The sequence below is a fragment of the Paenibacillus sp. NPDC058177 genome (genome assembly GCF_042883835.1).
Classification (GTDB): Bacteria; Bacillota; Bacilli; order Paenibacillales; family Paenibacillaceae; genus Paenibacillus_AQ; species Paenibacillus_AQ agri.
Genome location: NZ_JBHVVB010000010.1, coordinates 139,017 through 160,631 on the forward strand (window position 1 = coordinate 139,017; position 21,615 = coordinate 160,631).

General features: G+C 46.3%; 15 protein-coding genes and 2 pseudogenes. 13 read left to right on the forward strand and 4 right to left on the reverse strand.

Annotated elements, in window-relative coordinates:
• Positions 1-18: 18 nt before the first annotated feature.
• The 3 genes from ACFVU8_RS27685 to ACFVU8_RS27695 all read left to right on the forward strand — a co-directional run bounded on the left by ACFVU8_RS27685 (position 19) and on the right by ACFVU8_RS27695 (position 5,774).
• Positions 19-3,006, forward strand: coding sequence for an alpha-mannosidase (locus ACFVU8_RS27685; RefSeq protein ID WP_387431694.1), 2,988 nt, complete (start codon positions 19-21; stop codon positions 3,004-3,006).
• Positions 3,003-3,671, forward strand: coding sequence for an SGNH/GDSL hydrolase family protein (locus ACFVU8_RS27690; protein ID WP_379467627.1), 669 nt, complete (start codon positions 3,003-3,005; stop codon positions 3,669-3,671). Before ACFVU8_RS27685 ends, ACFVU8_RS27690 begins: the two co-directional genes overlap by 4 nt.
• Before the next feature lie 477 nt (positions 3,672-4,148).
• Complete coding sequence (locus ACFVU8_RS27695) at positions 4,149-5,774, forward strand: hypothetical protein (RefSeq protein ID WP_387431696.1); 1,626 nt, start codon at positions 4,149-4,151, stop codon at positions 5,772-5,774.
• 144 nt (positions 5,775-5,918) lie between these two features.
• Here the strand turns inward: ACFVU8_RS27695 and ACFVU8_RS27700 are convergent, their stop codons facing one another.
• Positions 5,919-8,168: a helix-turn-helix domain-containing protein gene (locus ACFVU8_RS27700; protein ID WP_387431699.1), complete on the reverse strand. Its 2,250-nt coding sequence runs from the start codon at positions 8,166-8,168 to the stop codon at positions 5,919-5,921.
• A 304-nt stretch (positions 8,169-8,472) separates the two neighbouring features.
• On the opposite strand from ACFVU8_RS27700, the gene ACFVU8_RS27705 reads away from it, so the two are divergent.
• The 3 genes from ACFVU8_RS27705 (at position 8,473) to ACFVU8_RS27715 (ending at position 11,946) form a co-directional block, all read left to right on the forward strand.
• Complete coding sequence (locus tag ACFVU8_RS27705) at positions 8,473-9,378, forward strand: ABC transporter permease (RefSeq protein WP_379467755.1); 906 nt, start codon at positions 8,473-8,475, stop codon at positions 9,376-9,378.
• A 32-nt stretch (positions 9,379-9,410) separates the two neighbouring features.
• On the forward strand, positions 9,411-10,322 hold the full coding sequence (locus ACFVU8_RS27710) for a carbohydrate ABC transporter permease (RefSeq protein WP_387431702.1): 912 nt from the start codon (positions 9,411-9,413) through the stop codon (positions 10,320-10,322).
• Between the two features lie 85 nt (positions 10,323-10,407).
• Positions 10,408-11,946, forward strand: a complete 1,539-nt coding sequence (locus ACFVU8_RS27715; protein WP_387431705.1) for an extracellular solute-binding protein — start codon at positions 10,408-10,410, stop codon at positions 11,944-11,946.
• Between the two features lie 88 nt (positions 11,947-12,034).
• Here ACFVU8_RS27715 and ACFVU8_RS27720 read toward each other — a convergent pair whose 3' ends face one another.
• Positions 12,035-13,045 carry an SGNH/GDSL hydrolase family protein gene (locus ACFVU8_RS27720; protein WP_387431708.1) on the reverse strand — a complete coding sequence of 337 codons (1,011 nt, stop codon included), beginning with the start codon at positions 13,043-13,045 and terminating at the stop codon, positions 12,035-12,037.
• Positions 13,046-13,084: 39 nt separating this feature from the next.
• Positions 13,085-14,146, reverse strand: a complete 1,062-nt coding sequence (locus ACFVU8_RS27725; protein WP_387431710.1) for a GntR family transcriptional regulator — start codon at positions 14,144-14,146, stop codon at positions 13,085-13,087.
• A 274-nt stretch (positions 14,147-14,420) separates the two neighbouring features.
• Between ACFVU8_RS27725 and ACFVU8_RS27730 the strand changes: the two genes are divergently transcribed.
• The 7 genes and pseudogenes from ACFVU8_RS27730 to ACFVU8_RS27760 all read left to right on the forward strand — a co-directional run bounded on the left by ACFVU8_RS27730 (position 14,421) and on the right by ACFVU8_RS27760 (position 20,577).
• The gene (locus tag ACFVU8_RS27730; RefSeq protein ID WP_387431712.1) at positions 14,421-15,443 is read left to right on the forward strand and encodes an SGNH/GDSL hydrolase family protein; all 1,023 of its coding nucleotides are present in this window, start codon (positions 14,421-14,423) and stop codon (positions 15,441-15,443) included.
• A gap of 300 nt (positions 15,444-15,743) precedes the next feature.
• The gene (locus tag ACFVU8_RS27735; RefSeq protein ID WP_387431713.1) at positions 15,744-16,592 is read left to right on the forward strand and encodes a methyl-accepting chemotaxis protein; all 849 of its coding nucleotides are present in this window, start codon (positions 15,744-15,746) and stop codon (positions 16,590-16,592) included.
• 40 nt (positions 16,593-16,632) lie between these two features.
• The gene (locus tag ACFVU8_RS27740) at positions 16,633-17,481 is read left to right on the forward strand and encodes a P-loop NTPase family protein (RefSeq protein WP_387431716.1); all 849 of its coding nucleotides are present in this window, start codon (positions 16,633-16,635) and stop codon (positions 17,479-17,481) included.
• A 188-nt stretch (positions 17,482-17,669) separates the two neighbouring features.
• Positions 17,670-18,566, forward strand: a pseudogene (locus ACFVU8_RS27745) (AraC family transcriptional regulator).
• Between the two features lie 52 nt (positions 18,567-18,618).
• Positions 18,619-19,233: pseudogene (locus ACFVU8_RS27750) on the forward strand (aminoglycoside phosphotransferase family protein); the annotation flags it as partial.
• 270 nt (positions 19,234-19,503) lie between these two features.
• Positions 19,504-20,082 carry a GNAT family N-acetyltransferase gene (locus tag ACFVU8_RS27755; RefSeq protein ID WP_387431805.1) on the forward strand — a complete coding sequence of 193 codons (579 nt, stop codon included), beginning with the start codon at positions 19,504-19,506 and terminating at the stop codon, positions 20,080-20,082.
• Between the two features lie 9 nt (positions 20,083-20,091).
• Positions 20,092-20,577 carry a P-loop NTPase family protein gene (locus ACFVU8_RS27760; protein WP_387431719.1) on the forward strand — a complete coding sequence of 162 codons (486 nt, stop codon included), beginning with the start codon at positions 20,092-20,094 and terminating at the stop codon, positions 20,575-20,577.
• Positions 20,578-20,645: 68 nt separating this feature from the next.
• On the opposite strand, the gene ACFVU8_RS27765 is transcribed toward ACFVU8_RS27760, so the two are convergent.
• Positions 20,646-21,455 carry a pentapeptide repeat-containing protein gene (locus tag ACFVU8_RS27765; RefSeq protein WP_387431721.1) on the reverse strand — a complete coding sequence of 270 codons (810 nt, stop codon included), beginning with the start codon at positions 21,453-21,455 and terminating at the stop codon, positions 20,646-20,648.
• Positions 21,456-21,615: the final 160 nt, after the last annotated feature.

The following is a 21,615-nucleotide window of genomic DNA, read 5'->3' on the forward strand; positions in this document are numbered from 1 at the left end:
AATAAAAGAGATCAATTTATGATTACAAAGCTCTCTTCAATCGATTTTTCCGGTTTTATGACAAAGGAACAGCTGTTCATTCATGAAATGGATGGACAACCTTTCCAAAGCATTACCCCGGGCCAGCATTGGGGAGAAAAATGGGGATACGGCTGGTTCCACTCGACAGTTGTCGTTCCTGAAGGGGCCAACGGAAAACGGCTTGTGGCTATGCTCGACTTTGGATCGGAAGCGACCGTGTATATTAACGGTATCGTGAGCGGAGCAAAGGACCTTAACCATCATTACTTAACTTTAACCCGTTCAGCGAAAGTAGGCGAGCAATTCGAAATTGTTGCTGAAGCGTACGCTGGTCATGCGGAATCCCGGCCGATATTTGGAAACTCGCAGCTCTGCATTTTTGAAGAAGAAGTGTACCAATTTTTCATTGATTTGGAATGCTTATACGATCTGCGCAATCATCTGGATACCAAATCTCTCCGTGTTGCGGAGATTGATCATGGTCTGACTCAGGTGTTTGCGACGATCGACTTGACTCTGCGTCAGGACTTGTTGGGAGAGAACGTACGGGAGTGCCGCAAAATTATGGAGCCGCTCTTGGCCTGCGTTAACGGTTCAACGGCGCCGACGTTGTACCTTATGGGACAGTCCCACTTGGATATCGCCTGGCTGTGGCCGATTGCGGAGACGGAGCGGAAGATTGCGCGGACGATGTCTAATCAGCTTGCGCTTATGAACGAGTATCCCGAGTATCGTTACACTCAGAGTCAGCCGTATTTGTTCCAGACCGTCAAGACATTGTATCCGGAGCTGTATGATCGCATCAAACAAGCGGTGAAGGAAGGCCAAATTATTCCCGAAGGTTCGATGTGGGTGGAGCCCGATACCAACTTACCGAGTGGCGAGAGCCTGATTCGCCAGGCGTTGCACGGTAAGCGGTTCTTCAAGGAAGAATTCGGTGTGGACAACGAGATGCTGTGGCTGCCTGATGTATTCGGTTATGCCGGAAACCTGCCGCAAATCATGCTGGGTTGCGGGATCAAGTATTTCGCGTCTACAAAATTGTTCGGTACCTACGACAATATAGCAGATCCGTTCCCGCACAATACGTTCATGTGGGAGGGGATCGACGGTTCACAAGTTTTGACGCATCTGATGAACTATGGCGATTACTACCCGATTCGTATCAATCCTTCGTTCTTAATCGATCAGTGGAACGATCGCGTTCAGCTTGAAGGGATTTCTACGCGGCTTACTCAGTTCGGGCACGGAGACGGAGGCGGAGGCTCTAATCGGGATGATATCGAGTTTATGCGTAGGCTCGGTAATTTGGAGGGCGTTCCCAAGACGAAACATGGCTCGCCGATTGAATTTTTTGAGGATCAGACCGAAAAGGGCATACCGGATGCAAAATATGTAGGAGAGCTCTATTATCCTGCTCACCGCGGGACTTATACGACACAGGCAATCATTAAAAAGCTGAACCGGAAGGCAGAAATCGGTTTCCGCGAGTTGGAGCTTTGGGAAACTGCGGCGGTATTACTTAATAACCGGACCTACCCTCACGAGGAGCTGGACCGTCTATGGAAGATTCTGCTGCTGCATCAATTCCACGATATTTTGCCGGGCTCATCGATCCATCGTGTTCATGAAGAGGCGCAGATTGAGCTGAAGAAATTGAATGAGAATGTGTATGACATGGCTTCAGACGCCAGAGATGCACTCACGGATGACGATGTCTCCCGCGTTACCGTCTTTAACTCGCTCTCCTGGCGAAGAAAGGAACTGGTCGCGTTACCAGCTGGCGTCCAAGGGATCGCGGACGAGAACGGAACGGTTCTGCCGGTGCAATTGCATGAAGGGGTTCACTATACCGAGGTTGAAGCTCCTTCGATGGGCTGGTCGACTTACAAGGTTGAATCTGAAGTGGCGGATGTTTCTGCTGCGTCGACAATCATTGCCACAGAATCGCATTTGGAGAACGAGTGGATTTCAATTGAAATTAACGAACAGGGCGAGTTTACACGTATTTTTGACAAGGAGACCGGCATGGAATGGGCAGCGGATCACTGCAATGTCATGCGGATGTATCGGGATCAGAATTCGGATTTTGATGCTTGGGAGATCGATCGGCGCTACCGCTTGGCACCCATCGAGCTGAACGCAACCGCCAAGGTATCTGTTACCGCAAACGGCCCGCTTTTCGCGAATATTCGGGTTGAGCGTGAATTGAACCATTCGACCATGATCCAGGATATCCGGCTACGTGCCGGCAGCCGCCGGGTGGAATTCCATACGACAGTTCACTGGCGCGAGAAGAATAAGCTGCTAAAAGTGGATTTCCCTGTCCGTGTTCATACGAACGAGTCGTTGCAGGAAATTCAGTTCGGTTACGCCAAGAGACCAAATCATGCTTCGCGTCCACATGATGCGGATCGTTACGAAGTGGTTCAGCACAAGTGGTCTGCGCTGGCAGAGGCAAATCGCGGCTTCGCATTGCTGAACGACTGCAAATACGGCATATCGGTCAACGATAACACGATGAGTCTAACACTGCTACGGGCTCCGACATGGCCGGATGAGACATCCGATCAAGGGGAGCACCATTTCACCTATGGTTTTACGTTCTGGAACGGCGCGTTCATGGACAGTCCTGTTGTGCAGGAAGCCTATGAGCTTAACTATCCTGTAAGTCTCGCATCAGGAGGAAGCCAGGAGGGACAATCGCTGCTCAGTATCGATCAAGCCAATGTGATCGCGGAGACAGTCAAAATTGCCGAAGACGGATCAGGCGACTTCATCGTACGTCTTTATGAGAGTAAAGGGGCCTCTGTAGCTAGTAAGCTTCATATCGGTTTGTCTGTTGCGGCGGTTCATGAGGCAAATATGCTGGAGGAGAAGAATGGGGAAATACCTTACGAGGGCGGCGGAGATGTATTGCTGCAGTTCCGTCCGTTCGAAGTGAAAACGATTCGTCTCCAATTGAATGGGAGGAATGAAGGATGAAGCTAGAAGGAGGACAACGCCTGGTCCTGATCGGCGATTCGATCACGGACTGTGAGCGTAGATATCCTTACGGAGAGGGGTTGTTCCAAGGTGTCGGTAAAGGATATGCCGCACTTGTGGAAGGAATGCTACAGGTGGCATATCCGGAGCTCTCCATTCGTGTGACCAATATGGGTATCGGCGGCAATACGGTTCGGGATTTGAAATCCAGATGGCAGAGTGACGTACTGGATCTGAAACCGGATTGGCTAACGGTCATGATTGGCATCAACGATGTATGGCGGCAGTTCGATCAACCCGCGATACCGGAATCACATGTGAATCTTGAAGAATATGAGCAGACCCTGGAAGAGCTGGTGCGTTCGGCCCTCCCTGGCCTGCAAGGACTCGTGATCATGACGCCGTTCTATCTGGAGCCGAATGCCGAAGATCGCATGCGGAGCCGGATGGATGAGTTCGGACTTGCAGCCAGAAGGGTTGCGGAGCGTACAGGTGCGTTGTTTATTGATACGCAGGCGGCTTTTGCCAGTCATTTTGACTACGTCCATCCTACTGCGCTGGCGTCCGACCGGGTGCATCCTAACTTGACCGGTCATCTATTAATCGCACGCGCATTGCTGGAGGAGATCGGCTTTGATTGGTCGCGCATGCGTGTCGGCTCGTGATGTCAGTTGCCTTATTTGGTAGTATTGCTACTTTATCTTGGAAGGAACCGAACAATTCCCAATTGTTACTTTCTGCATTAGTGTAGAGCGGGTTGTCCGCAGTATGTATGCCGGGATCGGCGTGAAGTTCTTCGAACCTCGCGCCGAAGCGGACCTGTCTTAAGTGAGAAAGTATGACTCATGTAAACATCCGTGCAGCTTGTGCGGATGTTACTCACAAAGAATAATGTATACGCTTACATGAAAGTATCTACTTGTCTATCTTGAGTCTTAACATCTTTGTATCACCCTTTATGTTTTTGAAGGGAGGTGGTTAGAAGGGGACTCTTTAACGACTAAGCGGTCGGCCCCTGCTATTGCATCTTGTTGCGAAATTGAAGAGTAGTCTCAGGCAAGAACTATCGTTTGGACAAGTGGTGACCGGTAGCGCAACGATTTCATGCTATGCAATACGACAAAAGCCGGGAGGTAAACGAAATGGGAATGAAACAGTGGAAAAGAGCGGGGATATGGACTAGCATCATGCTAATGGTTATGACGGCGCCTGGTGCCACGTTCGCAGCGCAGGCGGGGGAGAGCAATGCCAAGCAGAATGTGAACAGCGCAATAAAAAAGACCCATCAGCCATTCATGATCAAGATCGTGGATGCCGAAACAGGCCGGGGCATTCCCCTTGTTGAGCTGAAGACGACGAATAACATTCTGTACTACACAGACAGTGCCGGTGTCGTGGCTTTCAACGAGCCCGGTCTGATGGATCAGTCGGTCTTCTTCCATCTGTCGAGCGACGGCTACGATATCCCCGCAGACATGTTCGGCAACCGTGGACAGGCCGTACAGATTTCACCCGGGGGCAACATTACGATCGAGATGAACCGGGTTAATATCGCCGAACGGCTGTATCGGATTACAGGCCAAGGCATCTATCGCGACAGCGTGATGCTTGGTCTGAATGCGCCGATTCAGGAACCGCTGATTAACGGTCTGGTCATGGGGCAGGATTCTGTGCAGATGATCAAGTATAACAATCGGCTGTACTGGTTCTGGGGCGATACGGACAGGCCTGCTTATCCGCTGGGAAATTTCCGCGTGACGGGAGCGACTTCTAAATTGCCGCAACACGGCGGGCTGGATCCGGATGTTGGTGTGAATCTGAACTATTTTACGAAAGACGACGGTTTCGTCAAAAGCTTGGTACCGCAGCTACCTGACGGCGCCGGAATCGCTTGGGTGTTCGGATTAATGACCGCCAAGGATAACACCGGACGTGAGCGCCTGCTCGCCGGCTACAGCACGCATAATCCTGCACTCAGTGCCTTCGGTATTCTTGTCTTTAACGACAATACTAAGGAGTTCGAGCAAGTCGTCCAGTTCCCTTCCAAAGACGATTGGCGCCATCCAGGCGGTCAGTCGACCTATTACGAGGAGAATGGGCTGGGTTACTGGCTCTTTACGGAACACCGGATGCCGAATTTACGCGTTGCTGCCAGCTATGACGCCATCATCGATTATACCCAATACGAATCGTTTACACCCCTGACGCCGGGAACAACATACAACGGAGCTCAAACGTCGTTGGATCAAGACGCGAACGGCAAGCTCGTATGGGGCTGGAAAAAGAACACTCCACCGCTTAGCCAGAGTCAAGAGAAGGAACTGATCGATTTAGGGCTGATCCAAGGTGGTGATCCCCGCTATTATCAATTGAAAGATGCTGATACCAGCGAAGATGTTGAAATTGCCTCAAGCTCCATCGAATGGAACGATTACCGGCAGCGGTACGTGATGATCGGGCAGCAGTTGAAAGGCAAGACTTCGTTGCTGGGTGAAATCTGGTACGCAGAAGCTCCTGCGCCTCAAGGCCCTTGGAGCACTGCCAAAAAGATCGTAACGCACAACGGGTATACTTTTTATAATGTGGCACAGCACAAAAACTTCAGCAAGGATGGCGGCCGGATTATCTACTTCGAAGGAACTTATACGAATACGTTCACGGATCATGTCCCAACTTCAAGGTATAACTACAATCAAGTCATGTATAAGCTCGATTTGGTGAATCTGAAGCTAGAGCTTGAGCCGATTCAAGGAACGACCGGTAAATAGAGCGTCAGACCATAATTAATATCGAAAAGGACCTTTCCGAAAAGCGCTGTGGGCTTTGACCGGAAAGGTCCTCTTTGATTTGAGACTGTCCTGCCGGTAGCTTCGTAACCTTTCACTTTTCCATGACAAGCAGGAAGAGCTTTGCTATCCGGAGGCGTCCCCGTGGATTTCACGATATTGCTTCGGGGTAAGATTCGTGAACTTCTTGAATGCGGAGAAGAAATGCCCTTTGGATAAGAAGCCGCATTGATCTGCGATCTCTAGCACCGAGAGCTGGCTGGATACCAGCTTCTCTTTCACTCTTTCGATTCGTTCCTGAAGGATGTATTCGGACAATGACATGACCATAATCTCCTTGAATAACTGCCTTATATAGCTCACGGAGAAGGAAAAATTGTCGGCTACCTGTTCGATCGATAATTGCGAATCCTGCAAGTGATTGTCCACATATTCTTTGATCTCCAGAACCATTTCTTCCTTGCGGTTTGAAGATTTCGGAGTTTCGGTCTCAGATGCGAGCATCGTGACGATACTCTCCAGCCAAGCTTGAAACTCGGACAGTGTGCTGTACCGCTCCAGCAGTTGATGGATGCTGCTAATTTCGTGCAGGACGCTGGATTTGTTGAAGCCTTTGAGCAGATCGTAGGTAAAATAGGTCAGGTTAAGCTTCCAGTCACGATAAGGCAGCTCATGGACGTGCTTCATCTGCTGGCGTAGCAGAACGACGGCGGTTTCCGGTCGGCCGCGGCGGATCGACTTGATGATCTCGGTCGTCTCCAGCGCCTCGGACGATGAAGGATATCCGGCCATAAACTCTTCATAATCACTCTCCAGAAAAATTTGCTTTTCTCCGTTAAGAAATCGCAGCATCGTCAATTCGTAGATATGATCATATACGTTTCGGATATTGGCGCCGAAATCATAGGCATTGCTAACTGCGATGGTTGTATCGATGCTCAGAATGCGCGCCACCTGAGTATGAGTCTCTTCCAAAAGGTGCTGTAGTCCAAGCTCGTCCAGCTCATGGGCGCCGATGATCAGGATGAGATGGTCGCCCCCCATATCCAAGCCTTCGGCCGCATAAGCGCCGGTGCCAATCACTTCTTCACTAATATTGCGTATAGCGTACTTAATCAATTTCCGGGAAGGGAAATCGTAACGTTCGCAAAAGCTTGTATAAGCTTCGATCCGAAGGACGGCCAAAAACAGAACTTTACAGGAGGTCAGCTTGGTCCGGTTCTGAATATATTCGTAGCTCTTGGTGCCCGGCGTCCCGTGCAGCACCCACTGGGCAAGAAACTCCGTCCGAACGAGCTCGGATTGGTTGCGCATGGATACATGAAGCTGCTCCACATTGTTTAGCAGCATATCGATGCCGTCGTTGATCCATTGGATATCCGGCTTGGCATCAGCCGTGGAGTCTGCAATGGCCACCTTCATCTTCATCTTTTCCAGCATAAAGGTGATGGGACGCAAGGAATGCCGCGAACTCCAGAAGAACAATCCTGATAGAATTCCCAATAGCACCAATGTATACGCTATCAATTTTTGCTGAAATGAGGTGATATGGCGAGTTAAAGTATGATACTCGTTGGAGTAGTATACCGACCAATTTTCGGTTGTCAGCTTAGCTGTATTAACGAACCATCTCTGATGTGGGAGCTGAAGCTGAAAACCGCTGCCTTGCTGCTCTCGCCCAGCTTGATAAAGCTGTTCGGTCAAAGCGGGATTGGGCGTCCCTAATAGGAGCTGTCCTTGCTCGTCCAGAATCCGAATGTCTTGCTCTGAAGAAGCGGTTTGGCCGAACAGAAGCTTCGACAAGAGTGGTTTATCAACCAGAAGCACTAGATAGAAGTCAGACGGCTTCTCAGGAGTTGCAGGCAAAACAAGGGCGAGGCAGTCTGAACCATCCAGCGAATGATTAATGAAACGCAAATATTGGCGTTGGAATGATTTTACCCGCTCCAGCATGCCCTGATCGGCAAAGGCATCATGGCGGATGATTCCGACTTTGGAGTCGACGACAAGATTGTTCTTCAAATTAATCAGATAGGATCGCTGGATGAGTGATTCGGTAGACATGAAATTGGATTGGGCGACGAGTGCAGCATGGTCGATGAGCGGGTCTTTGCTTGTATTGAAGAACCAGTTTTGAATGTTCTGATCGGCGTACATGCTGAGTCCGTAAGCTTTCAAATTACCGAGAATCATTTCGGTCTTTGAAGCCAGGTTGTTGACTTCGTTCTGCGAATTGCTGCGTACCTCCAGCATGGTGTATTTCGCGAATTCCGCAGACAGCAAATAGACGAAAGGTATAATTGAACAGATCAGAACAGTGGTGAGTAATAGAAAGGTACGAAAATATGTCTTTTGTAATATTGGTTTGAACTTCATATAATTCCAGAACTCCTTGCTTAATGATTATCTGTTTAAGGGTATACCTTAACTGCCCCGTATAGAGAAACTAACCGCGACATCCTTACTCAACCATATCCTGACCTTCCTGTGAAGTCCTGATTTTGACAAACTACAATTTAAGATAATACTGGAAACTGAATTACCGCGCAATCCTTAAGTTTAGTACTCTCTGTGACACAATGAGGACTATTCCAGAACCATCGATCCACACATAATAAACACTGTCAGAACATGACCGCATCACACAGACCAGATAGAAGGGAGTGATACAACATTGAGAATGCTGCAGGATTTATTAAAGAACCGGAACTTGTATTCGATGGCGATACCAGGAATCATCTTTCTTGTTGTCTTCTCCTACGTTCCTCTGGTCGGACACCTGCTGGCGTTTAAGGACTTCCAGATCAGCAAGGGCATATGGGGTAGTGATTGGGTGGGACTGGACAACTTTCGCTTCTTTTTCTCCAATCAGGATTGGGTTCAAGTTACGGTCAATACCGTTTATTTAAATGCGCTGTTCATCATTTCCGAGATGTTCTTTGCACTTATTCTCGCGCTTTTCTTGAATGAGATCCGCTTGAAATGGTTTAAGCGTACGATCCAATCGGCCGTCTTCCTGCCTTATTTTATTTCATGGGTCGTCGTAGGCTACATGGCATTCATTCTCTTCAACAACACGGACGGTCTGATTAACCGTGTTCTGGATAGGAGTGGACTTCATACCGTCGATTGGTTCCAAACCCCATGGGTATGGCCGATTATTCTAACCTTAACACGGATCTGGAAGAGCGCTGGTTATTTCTCTATCATCCTGCTTGCTGCCATTACCGGTTTCTCCGCCGATTATTATGAGAGCGCACGCTTGGACGGAGCTACCAGGCTGCAGCAGATGAGATTCATTACACTACCGTTGCTGAAGCCGCAAATCATCATTCTCGTACTTTTGGGTGTTGGGCGAATCTTCTACGGAGATTTCGGGATGATCTACGGAATTATCGGAGATAACGGGATTCTATTCCCAACGACCGATGTCATCGATACATATTCATATCGGGCGTTAAGGCAGCTTGGCAATTTTAGCATGTCATCTGCTATCGTATTCTATCAGTCTATTATGGGACTTATCGCTGTTGTTTCGTTTAATGCACTGGTTCGGAAAATCGATAAGGACTCCAGGTTATTTTAAATTCAGGGAATGTAAAGGGAGGTGAATATCCTATGAATCGTCCAGTTGCTCTGATCCCGCCCGCACAAATCCGCCAGAAAGGCGGTTTCTCCGATAAAATGGTAATTCTGTTGTTCGGGCTGTTTCTGGTGCTGTTTGCGCTGGCTTGTTTGCTTCCGTTCTGGCTAATGGTCATCAATTCGTTCGCCACCACCCGAAGCTTGGCGCTCTACGGATACTCGATATGGCCACAAGAGTTCACGTTGGAGTCGTATCGCTTTCTCCTTCAAGGTAAGCAAATGTTTACCAGCTATGGTGTCACCATTGCTGTAACCGCTATCGGAACGGTTATTGGTCTCGTTGTCACCATGTTGTTTGCTTACGTGCTGGCCCATCCGAAGAACCGATACGGCGGCTTTCTCTCGTTCATGACCTACGTGCCGATGGTATTCGGCTCGGGGCTCGTCGGCTTCTATCTTCTGGTCGTTCAATGGCTGCATCTGAAAGATTCACTATGGGCGCTTGTGCTCCCCTATGTCATGAATCCGTTCTTTGCATTTATCTTAGTCTCTTTCTATCGCTCTCTGCCGTATGAGCTGAACGAGTCGGCTAACATTGACGGTGCTGGAGAGTGGACAATCTTCTTCAAAATTATCCGGCCGATCTCAACACCGGTTATCGCGACGATCAGCTTGTTCTATGCGCTGCAATATTGGAATGATTGGTGGCTGTCGCTTCTTTTTATTGATAACAGTGATATGTACCCGCTTCAGCTGCTTCTTCGGCAACTTATGTCACAGATGCAGCTCACGTCGCTCAATCACGGTAACGTACTGACACTGCCACCGGCGGAAGGGGTCAAGCTGGCCACAATATGCCTGACGATCGGACCGATTATATTGGTATATCCAATGGTCCAGAAATATTTTGTCAAAGGCCTGACCCTCGGCTCGGTGAAGGGTTGAATAAGGCCTGATACGTATTGCTGCATGTATCGTTATTGACTGGCCGGCCGCTTAATAAGATGACTATTTGAAGGGAGTAATTTATATGGCCAAATTAAAACGCAATTTCTTGGTGGTTGCGCTGCTCGGAGTAGCAGTCACTTTATCCGGGTGCTCCGGCGCTGGCGGGGATGCTTCCGCTCCTAGCGATTCTGCAGGAAATGGCGGTGAATCCCTTGAACCGGTTACGTTGGAGGTTGTTATTCCAGGCGCGAAGGGGGCTAACTTCAACGAGGTGCTGGCAGAGGTTAACAAGAGGCTACAAGCCGAGATCAATACTCAGGTTAAATTTACAGTCATCGACTTTGCCGATCTAAGTCAGAAGACCAACGTAATGCTGGCTTCGGGGGAGAAGGTGGATTTGATTTTTGATGCCCCGTGGCTGCATCTGGAGACGATGGCTGCTCAGGGCTATTATGAGGAATTAAGCGAACTTCTGGATAAATACGGTCCTAATGTGAAGAAGACAAGACCGCAACAAATGTGGGATGCAAACAAAATTAACGGCAACATCTACGGCGTTCCCTTGGGAAGCGCCTATACCCAGCAGAGATCGGTCTTCATTCGAAAGGACTTAAGGGAACAGTTGAACCTGCCGCCCGTGAAGACGTATGAGGATCTGAAAGCATATCTCTACGCCGTTCGTGACAGCAACTCCGGTATCACTCCGCTTCTCGCAGGCGCAGACGACGTCACCTACAGTTGGGTCAACTGGCTGATCCGGGACGATACCAGCGTCAACATTCGCCCTACGAATTTTGCAGGAGCCAGCCTGATGCTGTATTACAAGGGGAACGACGGGCAGGTCTACAATTTCTTTGAAACCAAGGAACCTAAGATCTGGTCCAATATTCAGGATGTCCGCAAGCTGTTCGTTGACAAAGTCATGTCTCAGGACGTGCTGACGAATAAAAGCGGACCCGGAGAAATGCAGCTCCAGAACAAAGTCGCCGCCACGCCGCAAATGGTCTTTGGCGTTCCGAAATCGTACAACGACCAGTTGAAGCAGGTTGTACCTAATGGAGAGCTGGAGGCCGTTCGTCTGTTTGATATGACCGCTGGCAAGAATCTTTCCAACTTTAAGATGGATAATTTCATTAGTATTGTAAAGACAAGCAAACATAAAGACCGCGCGATGATGTTTCTCGATTGGGCGAACCGGCAGGAGAATTATGATCTGCTAGAGCACGGTATTGAAGGTGTGAACTGGAAACCAGTCGGCGAGCATCAATACGAAACACTGAACAATGATGGCGGCATCGTCTCGTTTCAGCTCATCCTGAACCCGACATTAGAACGGGAGTGGGTCGGCACGGACGCTGAGACTCAAGAGTACAGCCAATTTATTACGCAAGCTGACAATTTCACGAAGGACGTTATGACCGGCTTTACCTTCGATCCGACGCCAGTGAAGAACGAAGTAGCCCAGTTCTCGACCATTCAAGCAAAGTATTATAGCGGATTATTTAATGGTGCGCTTGAACCGGACGACTATTTTGCCAAGTTTAAAGGGGAAGGCGAAGCGGTGCTCAAGAAAATTCAGAATGAGCTGCAGAGCCAGGTCGACGCCTTCTTGGCCAAATAAAAGTGTAGCTGCTCATCTGAACAACGATTTAGCAAAAAAAAAGGACCGATTCTTGTGAATCGGTCCTTTTTTGCGGGGTTGTTATATGTTAACGACTGACTGAAAATGATGGATTGGACAGGGGACAAACTTGGCGGATCGTTCCGGCTAATTGCTCGGCCATTTGCTGATGCTTCTTGATGGAAGGGTGTCCACTGCCCCCCATGCCTTCTTCCAGCCGTTGAATGAGCGGAAATTCCACAAAATGAATGTGAGCATCGCCTTCTTCGTTGAGACTGTTTACTAGAGCCTTTAGATAGGGACCAGGATCAAGGGTCATCGGACCGATTGCACAGAATAATTCAGCAGACGGATATCTTCCGCGAATGAAATTCATCAATTTGCGATACTGTTCTATATAATCCGAAGGTTGGATAGGCGCGGACCAATCATTGGTTCCGAGATTAATAACAATAATTTCAGGGTCAAAGAGATCCATTGCTTCTTGATCAAGATAAGGACAGATGGTTTCCATAAAATAATCCGACATGCGCCCTTCCTTGCCACCGCCGAAATTCTGATAACAGCCAGTGCCAGACGCACCCACGATCAAAGTTTCGGCATTCAAAAGTTGACCTGTTAGCGAGCTGTAAGCAAGTGCGATATTTTCGCGCGAAGCGTCGCAATCACAGGGGATCTGAGCCTCGTTGCCAAAGCCGCATGTGATCGAATCGCCAATGACGAGCAGCCGATGGGGAAGAGGGGATGGCGGGCTCAGAAAAGCTCCGTTTTCTGTCTTCAAATCGGTAAATTTAATGCTGCCAAATGCCGCTTCCGTACGTTTTTGCAGGGTTAGCGTATGAGGCACGTCCTCAAGGTCATCCGCAAGCTGGTACAGCCTTTTTTCCGGATCTATTCTCACTACCCGTACCGGAAGATCGTCGATATAGACGTTAACCCAGCTTTTTCCCTCACCGTTGATATCCTCGATTTCGGCATAAATTTCCCGCCCTTGAAAGCGCACGGTTATCGCACTTCCAGGAAGAAAACAGGAGATGCCATCCTGCTTTTGATGAAAAAGTCCGTGTCTCAAACTCAAATTCAAAAAGTCGAATTTCATAAAGTCTTACTTCCTTTCAATGATGAAATTGAGTAAACATTATGCGTAAGGGTTCTCACATGTAGACTCCCGGAGCACCAAAGAAACACCAGATAATATTTTCGTGTTGCCTCCATAAGTTTTGCCTTGAATAACCTGGTGCAGTAAATTCGCAGCATTTCTGCCGATTTCCTCGAAGTTCTGCCGGACGGTAGACAATCCGAGAGACAGGTTACTAGAATGGTCCCAATCATCGAATCCCATAATGGATACATCCTGGGGGATGTTGACGCCGCGGTTGGTCAGTTGCTCGATCATTTCAATGGCAAGCTTGTCATTGGAGCAAAACAAAGCAGTGATATCCCGCTTCAAAATGCTGCCTGCTAGTAGGTCATAATCCATGTGGGTCAATAAATGATCATCGGTTACCGGTAACCCTGCCTGACGCATGGCGTTGGAAAACCCTGCGAACCGCTCCTGCTCGGATTGAAGGAAAAATTGAAAGCTGGCAAATTTTATTTTGGTGTGCTTCAGACGGATCAACTCCCGGGTAGCCAAGATCGCTCCGTCGTAGTTATTGCATCCGGAAAAATAGCACGGATGATCTACGTTATACCGATCAACCAACAGATAGGGGATGTTGTTTTGCTCAATGGATAGGAAGTTATCCTTGCTTTGGATTGGATCGAATGGATAGATCAAGATTCCGTCGACTTTCCGGTCTAGCATTTTCTGAATGGATGCTTGTTCAACGGCCAGGTTTTCGTTGCTCCATTCCACGATTAAGGAATAATTGAAGTCGGCAGCCACTTGTTGGGCGCCTTTGATGATTTTCATATACGACACATCGAAATTATCCTCTGCCGATAAGATGAAGGCGATCAAATGACTCGAATTATCCGCTGCTTGAACTCCATTTACAAAAGAGCCCTTCCTTTTAATTCGGGTGATTGTGCCCTCGTTTGCTAGTTCTGTCATCGCTTTTCGTACCGTTATTCCGCTTACATGAAATTGCTTCATAAGATCTTCTTCAGTGGGTAGTTTATCGCCAGGACGAAGCTTGCCAGCTTGAATCTGATGCAGCAGTGCTTGTTTAACCGTCTCGTACTTCGGCTCGTTCACAATAATTCTCCTCTATTACAGTCTGGTGATATAAATCAGACATCTCTTATTCTTTTAATAAAAGTATACTTTATTATTTTATTAAAATCAAACTATCACTCTTGATATGCGCAATAAAAGTATAGATTATCTTCTGATATTACCTTTATAATTGACTTTATTTATATGTGATGATATCATAATTATAGATTTATAAATAAATAAAGTATACTTTATTTTTGTTTTTTTCAAACGTGGATTCAGAAGTTTACGTGAAGCTGGAGGGGGAATTACTTTGGAGTTTAGCTTTAGCAAATATACCAGACTGATGGGGAGATTTGATCTAACCGAGAAAGAGTCTCCGAAATGCGGATGGGTAAACAGCGCTGTTTTTCTTACCTTCCGTGGTACGGCCATCTCTATGACGGCTGAGGGTTCCGGTGGTCAGGATTACGTTGAAATCGTAGTAGACGGTGTCGCTCGCAATTGGATCAATCTGAAGCAGGGGACACATGAGTACGTAATCGAACAGGGGCTGCCTGATGGTGAGCACACGTTAGAAATTCACAAACGAACGGGTATTCTAACCGGAAGTATTGTATTCCATTCTTTTTCTCTGCCTGATGGTGGAGCCTTCCTTGCCCCGCCAGCGGCAAAGCCTGTCCGGCTTGAATACTTTGGGGATTCCATCACCGATGGAGCAGGGATCGGCCATCCGCATGTGCTCGCTGAAGCTCCGCATCTTGATGACGGATACATGTCCTATGTCGGAATCAGCGCCAGAATGTTGAATGCGGAATATCACACGATGGCCATTTGCGGAATCGGCGTTTGGCAGGACGCGATAGGAGGCAATCAAAGATTGCCGGAACATTTTTATGGAACGCTGGGCAAAGGGACAGAGCCATGGGATTTCAATCAGTATACTCCTGATGGAGTTGTCATTAATTTGGGCCAGAATGATTATTCGACGCCAATTGATGACGAGGAGTATATTGCTGCTTATATTGAATTCATCCAAGCTATTCTGGAAAAATATAATGATCCCTATGTCTTTTGCTGTGTTGGAACGATGAATAATAACTATCTGGCCAGTGTGAATAAGGTGGTATCCTATTTCAATCAAAAAGGGAATGCAAAAGTGCTTGTGGTCGATCTAGGGTTGATTCATCCAGAGGTAGAAGGGTGGGGCGGCCGATACCATCCAGGCTATCAAACGCATTATCGAATGGGCTCGGAGCTTGCTGGTTTTATTTCCGCCAAGACTGGATGGGAGCTGCTTAAGCGTCCATTAATCGCAACTGAATGTGTGTTTTAAAATCAGTGAGCATGAGATCTATAAAAGTTGAGAGTGTCTGGACCTGTCATGGGGTCAGGCACTCTTTTGCGTATAATGTACGCTTCTCAATGTTATCCTACCAAAATGCTGTTATGCGATTTGAATAAAAAAAGAGTCTATCTAGGTCTGTACTCCCTGTATTTACCTCCATATTGTACCGATAATATATAAATATATTATTAATAAAATTTGTTCTATATTCGGCTTTATGGGCAATATTGGGATTGTATATAATGATCTTGTAATCCAGATTACAACAATTAACTGGGGGAAATAGCGATGAGTGTTGATCAAGGAATCATGTTTACAGCTATGGAACAATCACTTGCGATGATTGCTTTTGATACCTACGGGAAAGTGCTATGGGCGAACCCTATTTTCGCAGAAGTAATGGAACACACAGTGGATGCTTTGCCAGGGATGCAGCATAGTAGTTTTTGTCCTTCTGAATTTGCAAAGAGCCGGGAATATGCAGACTTTTGGGATAATCTACGCAATGGAGTAGCCTTTCATGACAAGGTACAACGGGTTACACGAAGTGGAAGAGTGCTCTGGCTGGAGGCTTTTTACACACCGGTGTTAGATGCAGAAGGACACGTGCGAAATGTGGTCAAAATTGCTACAGATATCACGGCCCGCCAACAGGTGCTGGTGGATAGTTCAAATGAATTTATGTCGGTTGTTACGGCAATGACTGCACGGACGAACGAAGTGCATCATGCTTCACAAGGCATTGTTAATGATATTGAAATCCTTAATAAAGAGTCACAAGTTGTGAAAAACAATGTGGAAACGATAAGCTCTGTAGCTTCTTTAGTCAAAGAGATCGCCACTCAATCGCATATGCTGGGGCTGAATGCGGCTATTGAGGCGGCCCGGGCGAATGAATATGGGCGTGGTTTTGCTGTAATTGCTGAGGAAGTTCGCAAAATGGCGAATACTAGCAAAAATTCAGCGAACGAAATTTCTAATCAACTCGATGAAATTCTAAAGTCATTATCTGTTATGATGAATATGGTAAATAATGTGACTGAGAAGATAGAGAACAATTCAGACTCTATTAACCAACTCAAAGATTCCTATGGTCATATTGTGCAGACTGCTGAGAAACTCTCAGCTATTGTCTGATGATTATAAATACAAAGTAAGAGTGCGAGGAGGTAATTCTATGAAACCCAAAGTAGTCCTCATTGAAGGTTTACCGGGCTCCGGGAAAACAACAACGGCTAGGCTCGTTCATGAAATTGTTACGGAAATGAAGGTGAAGTCTCAGCTTTTTTTGGAGGGGGATTTGGACCATCCGGCAGATTACGATGGCGTGGCCTTCTTTGAGAATAACCAATGGGATGAATTATTGAGCACCAATGAAGAGTATAGAGCGTTATTGAGCCGTCATGGGATTCAACAGGGTGACGGTGGCGTTTTCCTGGAATATCGCAAGTTAAAGAATACATACGGATCCGACTTCCCTGACGAGTTATTGAACATCGTGTTCCGAAATGATGTGTACGAATTACCGCTGGAACCACATAAGAAGCTGATTACAAAGCGATGGAAGTCTTTTGTGGAAAATGTTCTGGCTGGCTCAGACACCTTTGTGTTTGATTGTTGTTTTATTCAAAACCCTGTGACGATGGGGATGATTAAGTATGGTGCTGAGAAAGAAGATGTTATAAGTTATGTTACGGAACTGAGTGCCATTGTAGAGCGTCTGAATCCATTGCTGATTTACGTGGAGCAGGATGACCTGGAGCATGCGTTCCGTAAAGCTGTTCAGGAAAGACCGATAGAATGGTCAGAAGGATTTATTGAATATTATACAAACCAAGGTTTTGGGCTGAAGAACGGGTGTGAGGAATTGGAAGGAACGCTCCAGGTTCTAAAGGCAAGACGTGAATGGGAAGAAGATATATTTAATAGATTACCTATCGCCAAGTTCAAGGTGAATAACTCTTCGTATGAGATAGATGAATATAAGCAAGTGTTGGCGGGGATTGTATCGCAATATTTTAGATAACAGGCACAGAGTGACTTTTATTCGCTGCAGTGCAAGCTAGCTCTTACCTGCGCATAAGCTGTGGGGCAAGGGCTATTTTGTATATTGTAAATACGATGAAGCAAAAAAAGGAGAAGTGAGGCCATTATGAGAGTAAAGAGAGCGCAGAGCTCCGAACTAATCGTATGAGGGATAATGAGCAAGATAGAATGGACCATGTCGTTCAATATATCAAGGAGAACAGCCATAAGAAGCTCAACTTGGAGCTATTGGCGGGTGTTTCACATTTGTCGAAGTACCATTTTTCGAGAATATTTACAGCCAAAATCGGTATGACTCCGGTGGCATTTGTGAATCGAGAACGCTTACATAAAGCTACTCAGTTGCTGGCTGAGGGCAGCCATAAGACGATTCTGGAAATCTCAATTCAGTGTGGTTTTGAGTCAGTATCGACGTTCAATGCGCTCTTCAAAAGACATTATGGGCAAACGCCAAGCGAAGTTCGTAGCCGTGCCAGGAAGAATAGCAATTATTCAGCAATCTTTAGCAATAAGCAAGCAGAATTACCCCCTGTGGAAAGATACAATAACCATAGCACTGGTAATCAACTACTCAAGAGGGTTTGGGATAACATGATCACTACTCGGGAATTACCGGGGTATGAAGTGGCGTATGTTAGACATGTCGGGAGCTATCTGGATACGCGGGATGCATGGGATAAGCTGGGGCAATGGGCGAGTGAGCAAGGACTGGCACCAGGACAGCACTCTTTTATCGGCATATCTTTAGATGACTCGATTTTCATAGATGAAATGGCCTGCCGGTACGATGCCTGTGTCTCATTGCCCAGTGGATTTCAGCAGCACGGACATGCCCTGCACATCCAATTCCAGACGTTATCTGGTGGACTGTATGCGGTATATCCCTAATACGATACTGTAGAAAAGTTTGTGCTGGCTTATCAAAATGTGTTTAGCCTCTGGTTGCCTGATAGCCAGTATGAGGTCGACGATCGCCCCTGCCTGGAGTTCTGTCTGAATGATCCTGCGCAGGACTCGGAAGGGAAAGTTAAGGTTGAATTATACGTTCCGATAAAGCACAAATGAAATAAAAAGATGAGCAAAAGGAGGATCATTATTGGGGAACGTGATTACTGCTGTGAATTGGATTGAAAAAGAGGACACGCTAGATGCGCTCTTGAATCAGGTAGAGACACTTAGCAAGCAGCCTTTAAAGCAGGGGTTTGAAGCCGAGGTTCTACGAATACATATTGATCAAGAGGACTTTGTCTTAAAGATATGGAGCAAGGAGTCCAAACCGGATGTAGGTGCTCAGTACCATTTGCTTAAAATCCTTCATGAACGGGGAATCGCTGTTTCTAGGCCGATAGGTTGGGGCATCGATTCCGTTGGGGATCAGGTGTTGTTAACGACCTTTAATGGGACACCTATTGAAAAAGTGAATGACAAGACTACAACTGAGGTGGCTGGATTATTATCCAGGTTGCACGAAGTAGATGTTTCCGAGCTGGGAGAGGCAGCGGGTCTTATTCCTAAGTATGATTTTCTCAATTATTTTTTCCCCGGGGCCAGTGAATTCCCAGATCTCTATGACACGGCAGTTTCCCTCATTCCATTGACCCACATGAAGCAGGATCAGATTATACATGGTGATTTTCATTCTAATAATATCCTGGAGAACAACGGACGATATACCATCATTGACTGGACGAATGGACAACTTGGGGACCCTAGGTATGATTTTGCATGGACTTATATTCTGCAGAAAATCTACTTGTTGCAGTCCCGTGCAGAGGCGTTTCGTTCAGCTTATCTATCTGATAAGAATATTCCTGAGGAAGAGTTGGATGCCTTTGAAGCGCTGGCTTGTCTACGCTGGATATTGCTCAGTAGAAGGAATGGAGTTCCCAAGAGGAGCGGAACGGTTGAACGGGTCAAGCAGCTGATTCATAACAACCCGTTTCTGAAAGAACGGAAGTTTAGTGATTTTTCTACAAAGAAAAACATTGAAAAGGGTGACGGAATGAACCTCGAGGCGTTTTTTGGGCAGTTTCCCGTGCTTAGGTCCGATGAATTGATATTAAAAAAGATAGAAGATGTCCACGTGGACGGTGTTTTTGAAATCTACAGCAATGATAAGGTGTTTGAATACTGCGGCATCCTCCCCAAGCATAACAAAAACACGGTGAGCAACATGATCGGGCATTTTGCCAGAGATTTTCACAAGCGATCAAAGATCAAGTGGGGGGTCTTCGCTAATGCGGAACCTGAGCGCTTGCTGGGAATTATTGAAGCCTTCGATTTTAATCAGAAGGTGAATATGGTGACGATTGGTTACTTTTTGGATGAGGCCCATTGGGGCAAGGGTATTGCCAGTGCTGCTGTGAAAATATTGCTTCATTTCCTGTTTGTCGATGTCAAAGTTAACAGAATTCAGGCAGAAGTGATGCCCAGAAATGATTCATCCAAGAAGGTCTTGGTGAAGAATGGCTTCTTGAAAGAGGGTACGCTTAGACAGGCAAGCCTGTGGGCGGGGAAAGGGATTGTGGATTTGGACATCTATAGTATTTTAAAAGAGGACTATTTAGCAACGACAATCTAAGGAGACCCTATGAAAAAGGTTCTAATCATTGGGATTGTAGCTAGTGGTAAAACTACATTAGCCAAGCAATTATCTGAAAAAATAAATATTCCTTGGTATGAGCTGGATTCTATTGTTCATCATCAGACGGCAGAGGGACGAATTAAACGCACAGCTCATCAGCAGGTTGAAGCCATTATGGATATTGATAAAGATGGACATTGGATATTCGAAGGAACGGATCGCGAATCCTACCAATGCTTATACGAGATGGCAGACACCATTATATTTCTGGATACACCGCTATGGAAACGCAGGATCAGGATATTCGTCCGCTTCCTTAAGCAAAATCTCGGTATAGAAAAATGTCATTATAAATCGGATCTTACGATGTTAAAAAAGATGTATAAATGGACGAGGGATTTTGAACGTGATAGAGATAGCTTTGAAGCTAAGCTGCAGCTATTTCAAGATAAAGTTATCAGAATATATGATAATAAAAAACTTGAATTTTAGATGAAGGCAATCCTGACAAAGGAGGCTACGTTATGCTCTCGCCGATAGGTGGGGGCTTTTAATTTTCATCAAGAAGATAACCAATGGGCAGGAACGTTTAAATAATGAGGTAACCGGGTATCTTTATTTCCCTTTGCCGAGTTAACTTGAGCTTGTGTCAAGAAAATACTACCCGTGAGATTAGCGCCTGATAATTCAGCATCTCTTAAGTCCGCACCAATAAAATCTGCCTTCCGCAAGTCGGCATCCCGTAAATTGGCTGCGATTAGCAATGCCCCTCTAAAATTCGATCCTCGCAGGTTGGCACTTCTTAAATTTGCACCTAAAAAATCCTTACGCAACTTGTTTTTCTTCTGACTTTGAATATAGTCCTTTCGAATAAATTCACTTGTGGCAAGTAATAACCGATTTACGGTTTCTCGATGAGCCGGTATATCTAATTTAAGAATATTTTCGGGATCAAGATTGGTTAGGGACTCAATAGAATTAAATGCGTTTTGCAGTTCATTTCGGATGGAGCGGGTTTCTTCCAGTTCTAGCGCTTGATTTAAGTAGAAAAGCATCTCATGCAATTGTTGGACGATAGGAAATACTGCAAACATTGCCTTCGACGACTCCGGATTCTCTCTCCAATTCGCTCCCTTGAAGATCTCTTGAGAGACCTGTTGTCCTGCACCAAAGCATTCATAAGCAACACAACCGTTAAAACCTCGGTCTCTCAGCTGCTCATGAATGCTACAACGGTGATCTGAACCCATGTTGCGACAAGGAGTGCCGCTATCTTTATCAAAAGCAAAATCTGCTGATTTGGCATACGGCAAAGCGACACAACATAACCCAAAACAATGTTCACAGTCAGACTGTAGTCTACTATTCATACAACACTTCCTAAATTAAATTGGAATATTATACGGACAATAATATAGATCCATATTTTGTGATTAATAATAACCTAAGAAGGATCTTTTTAAAAGTTAGGTTTCAAGCATTCTGCAAAATAATTATCCCATTCGACAAAAATCGCGAAAGCTTGATGCT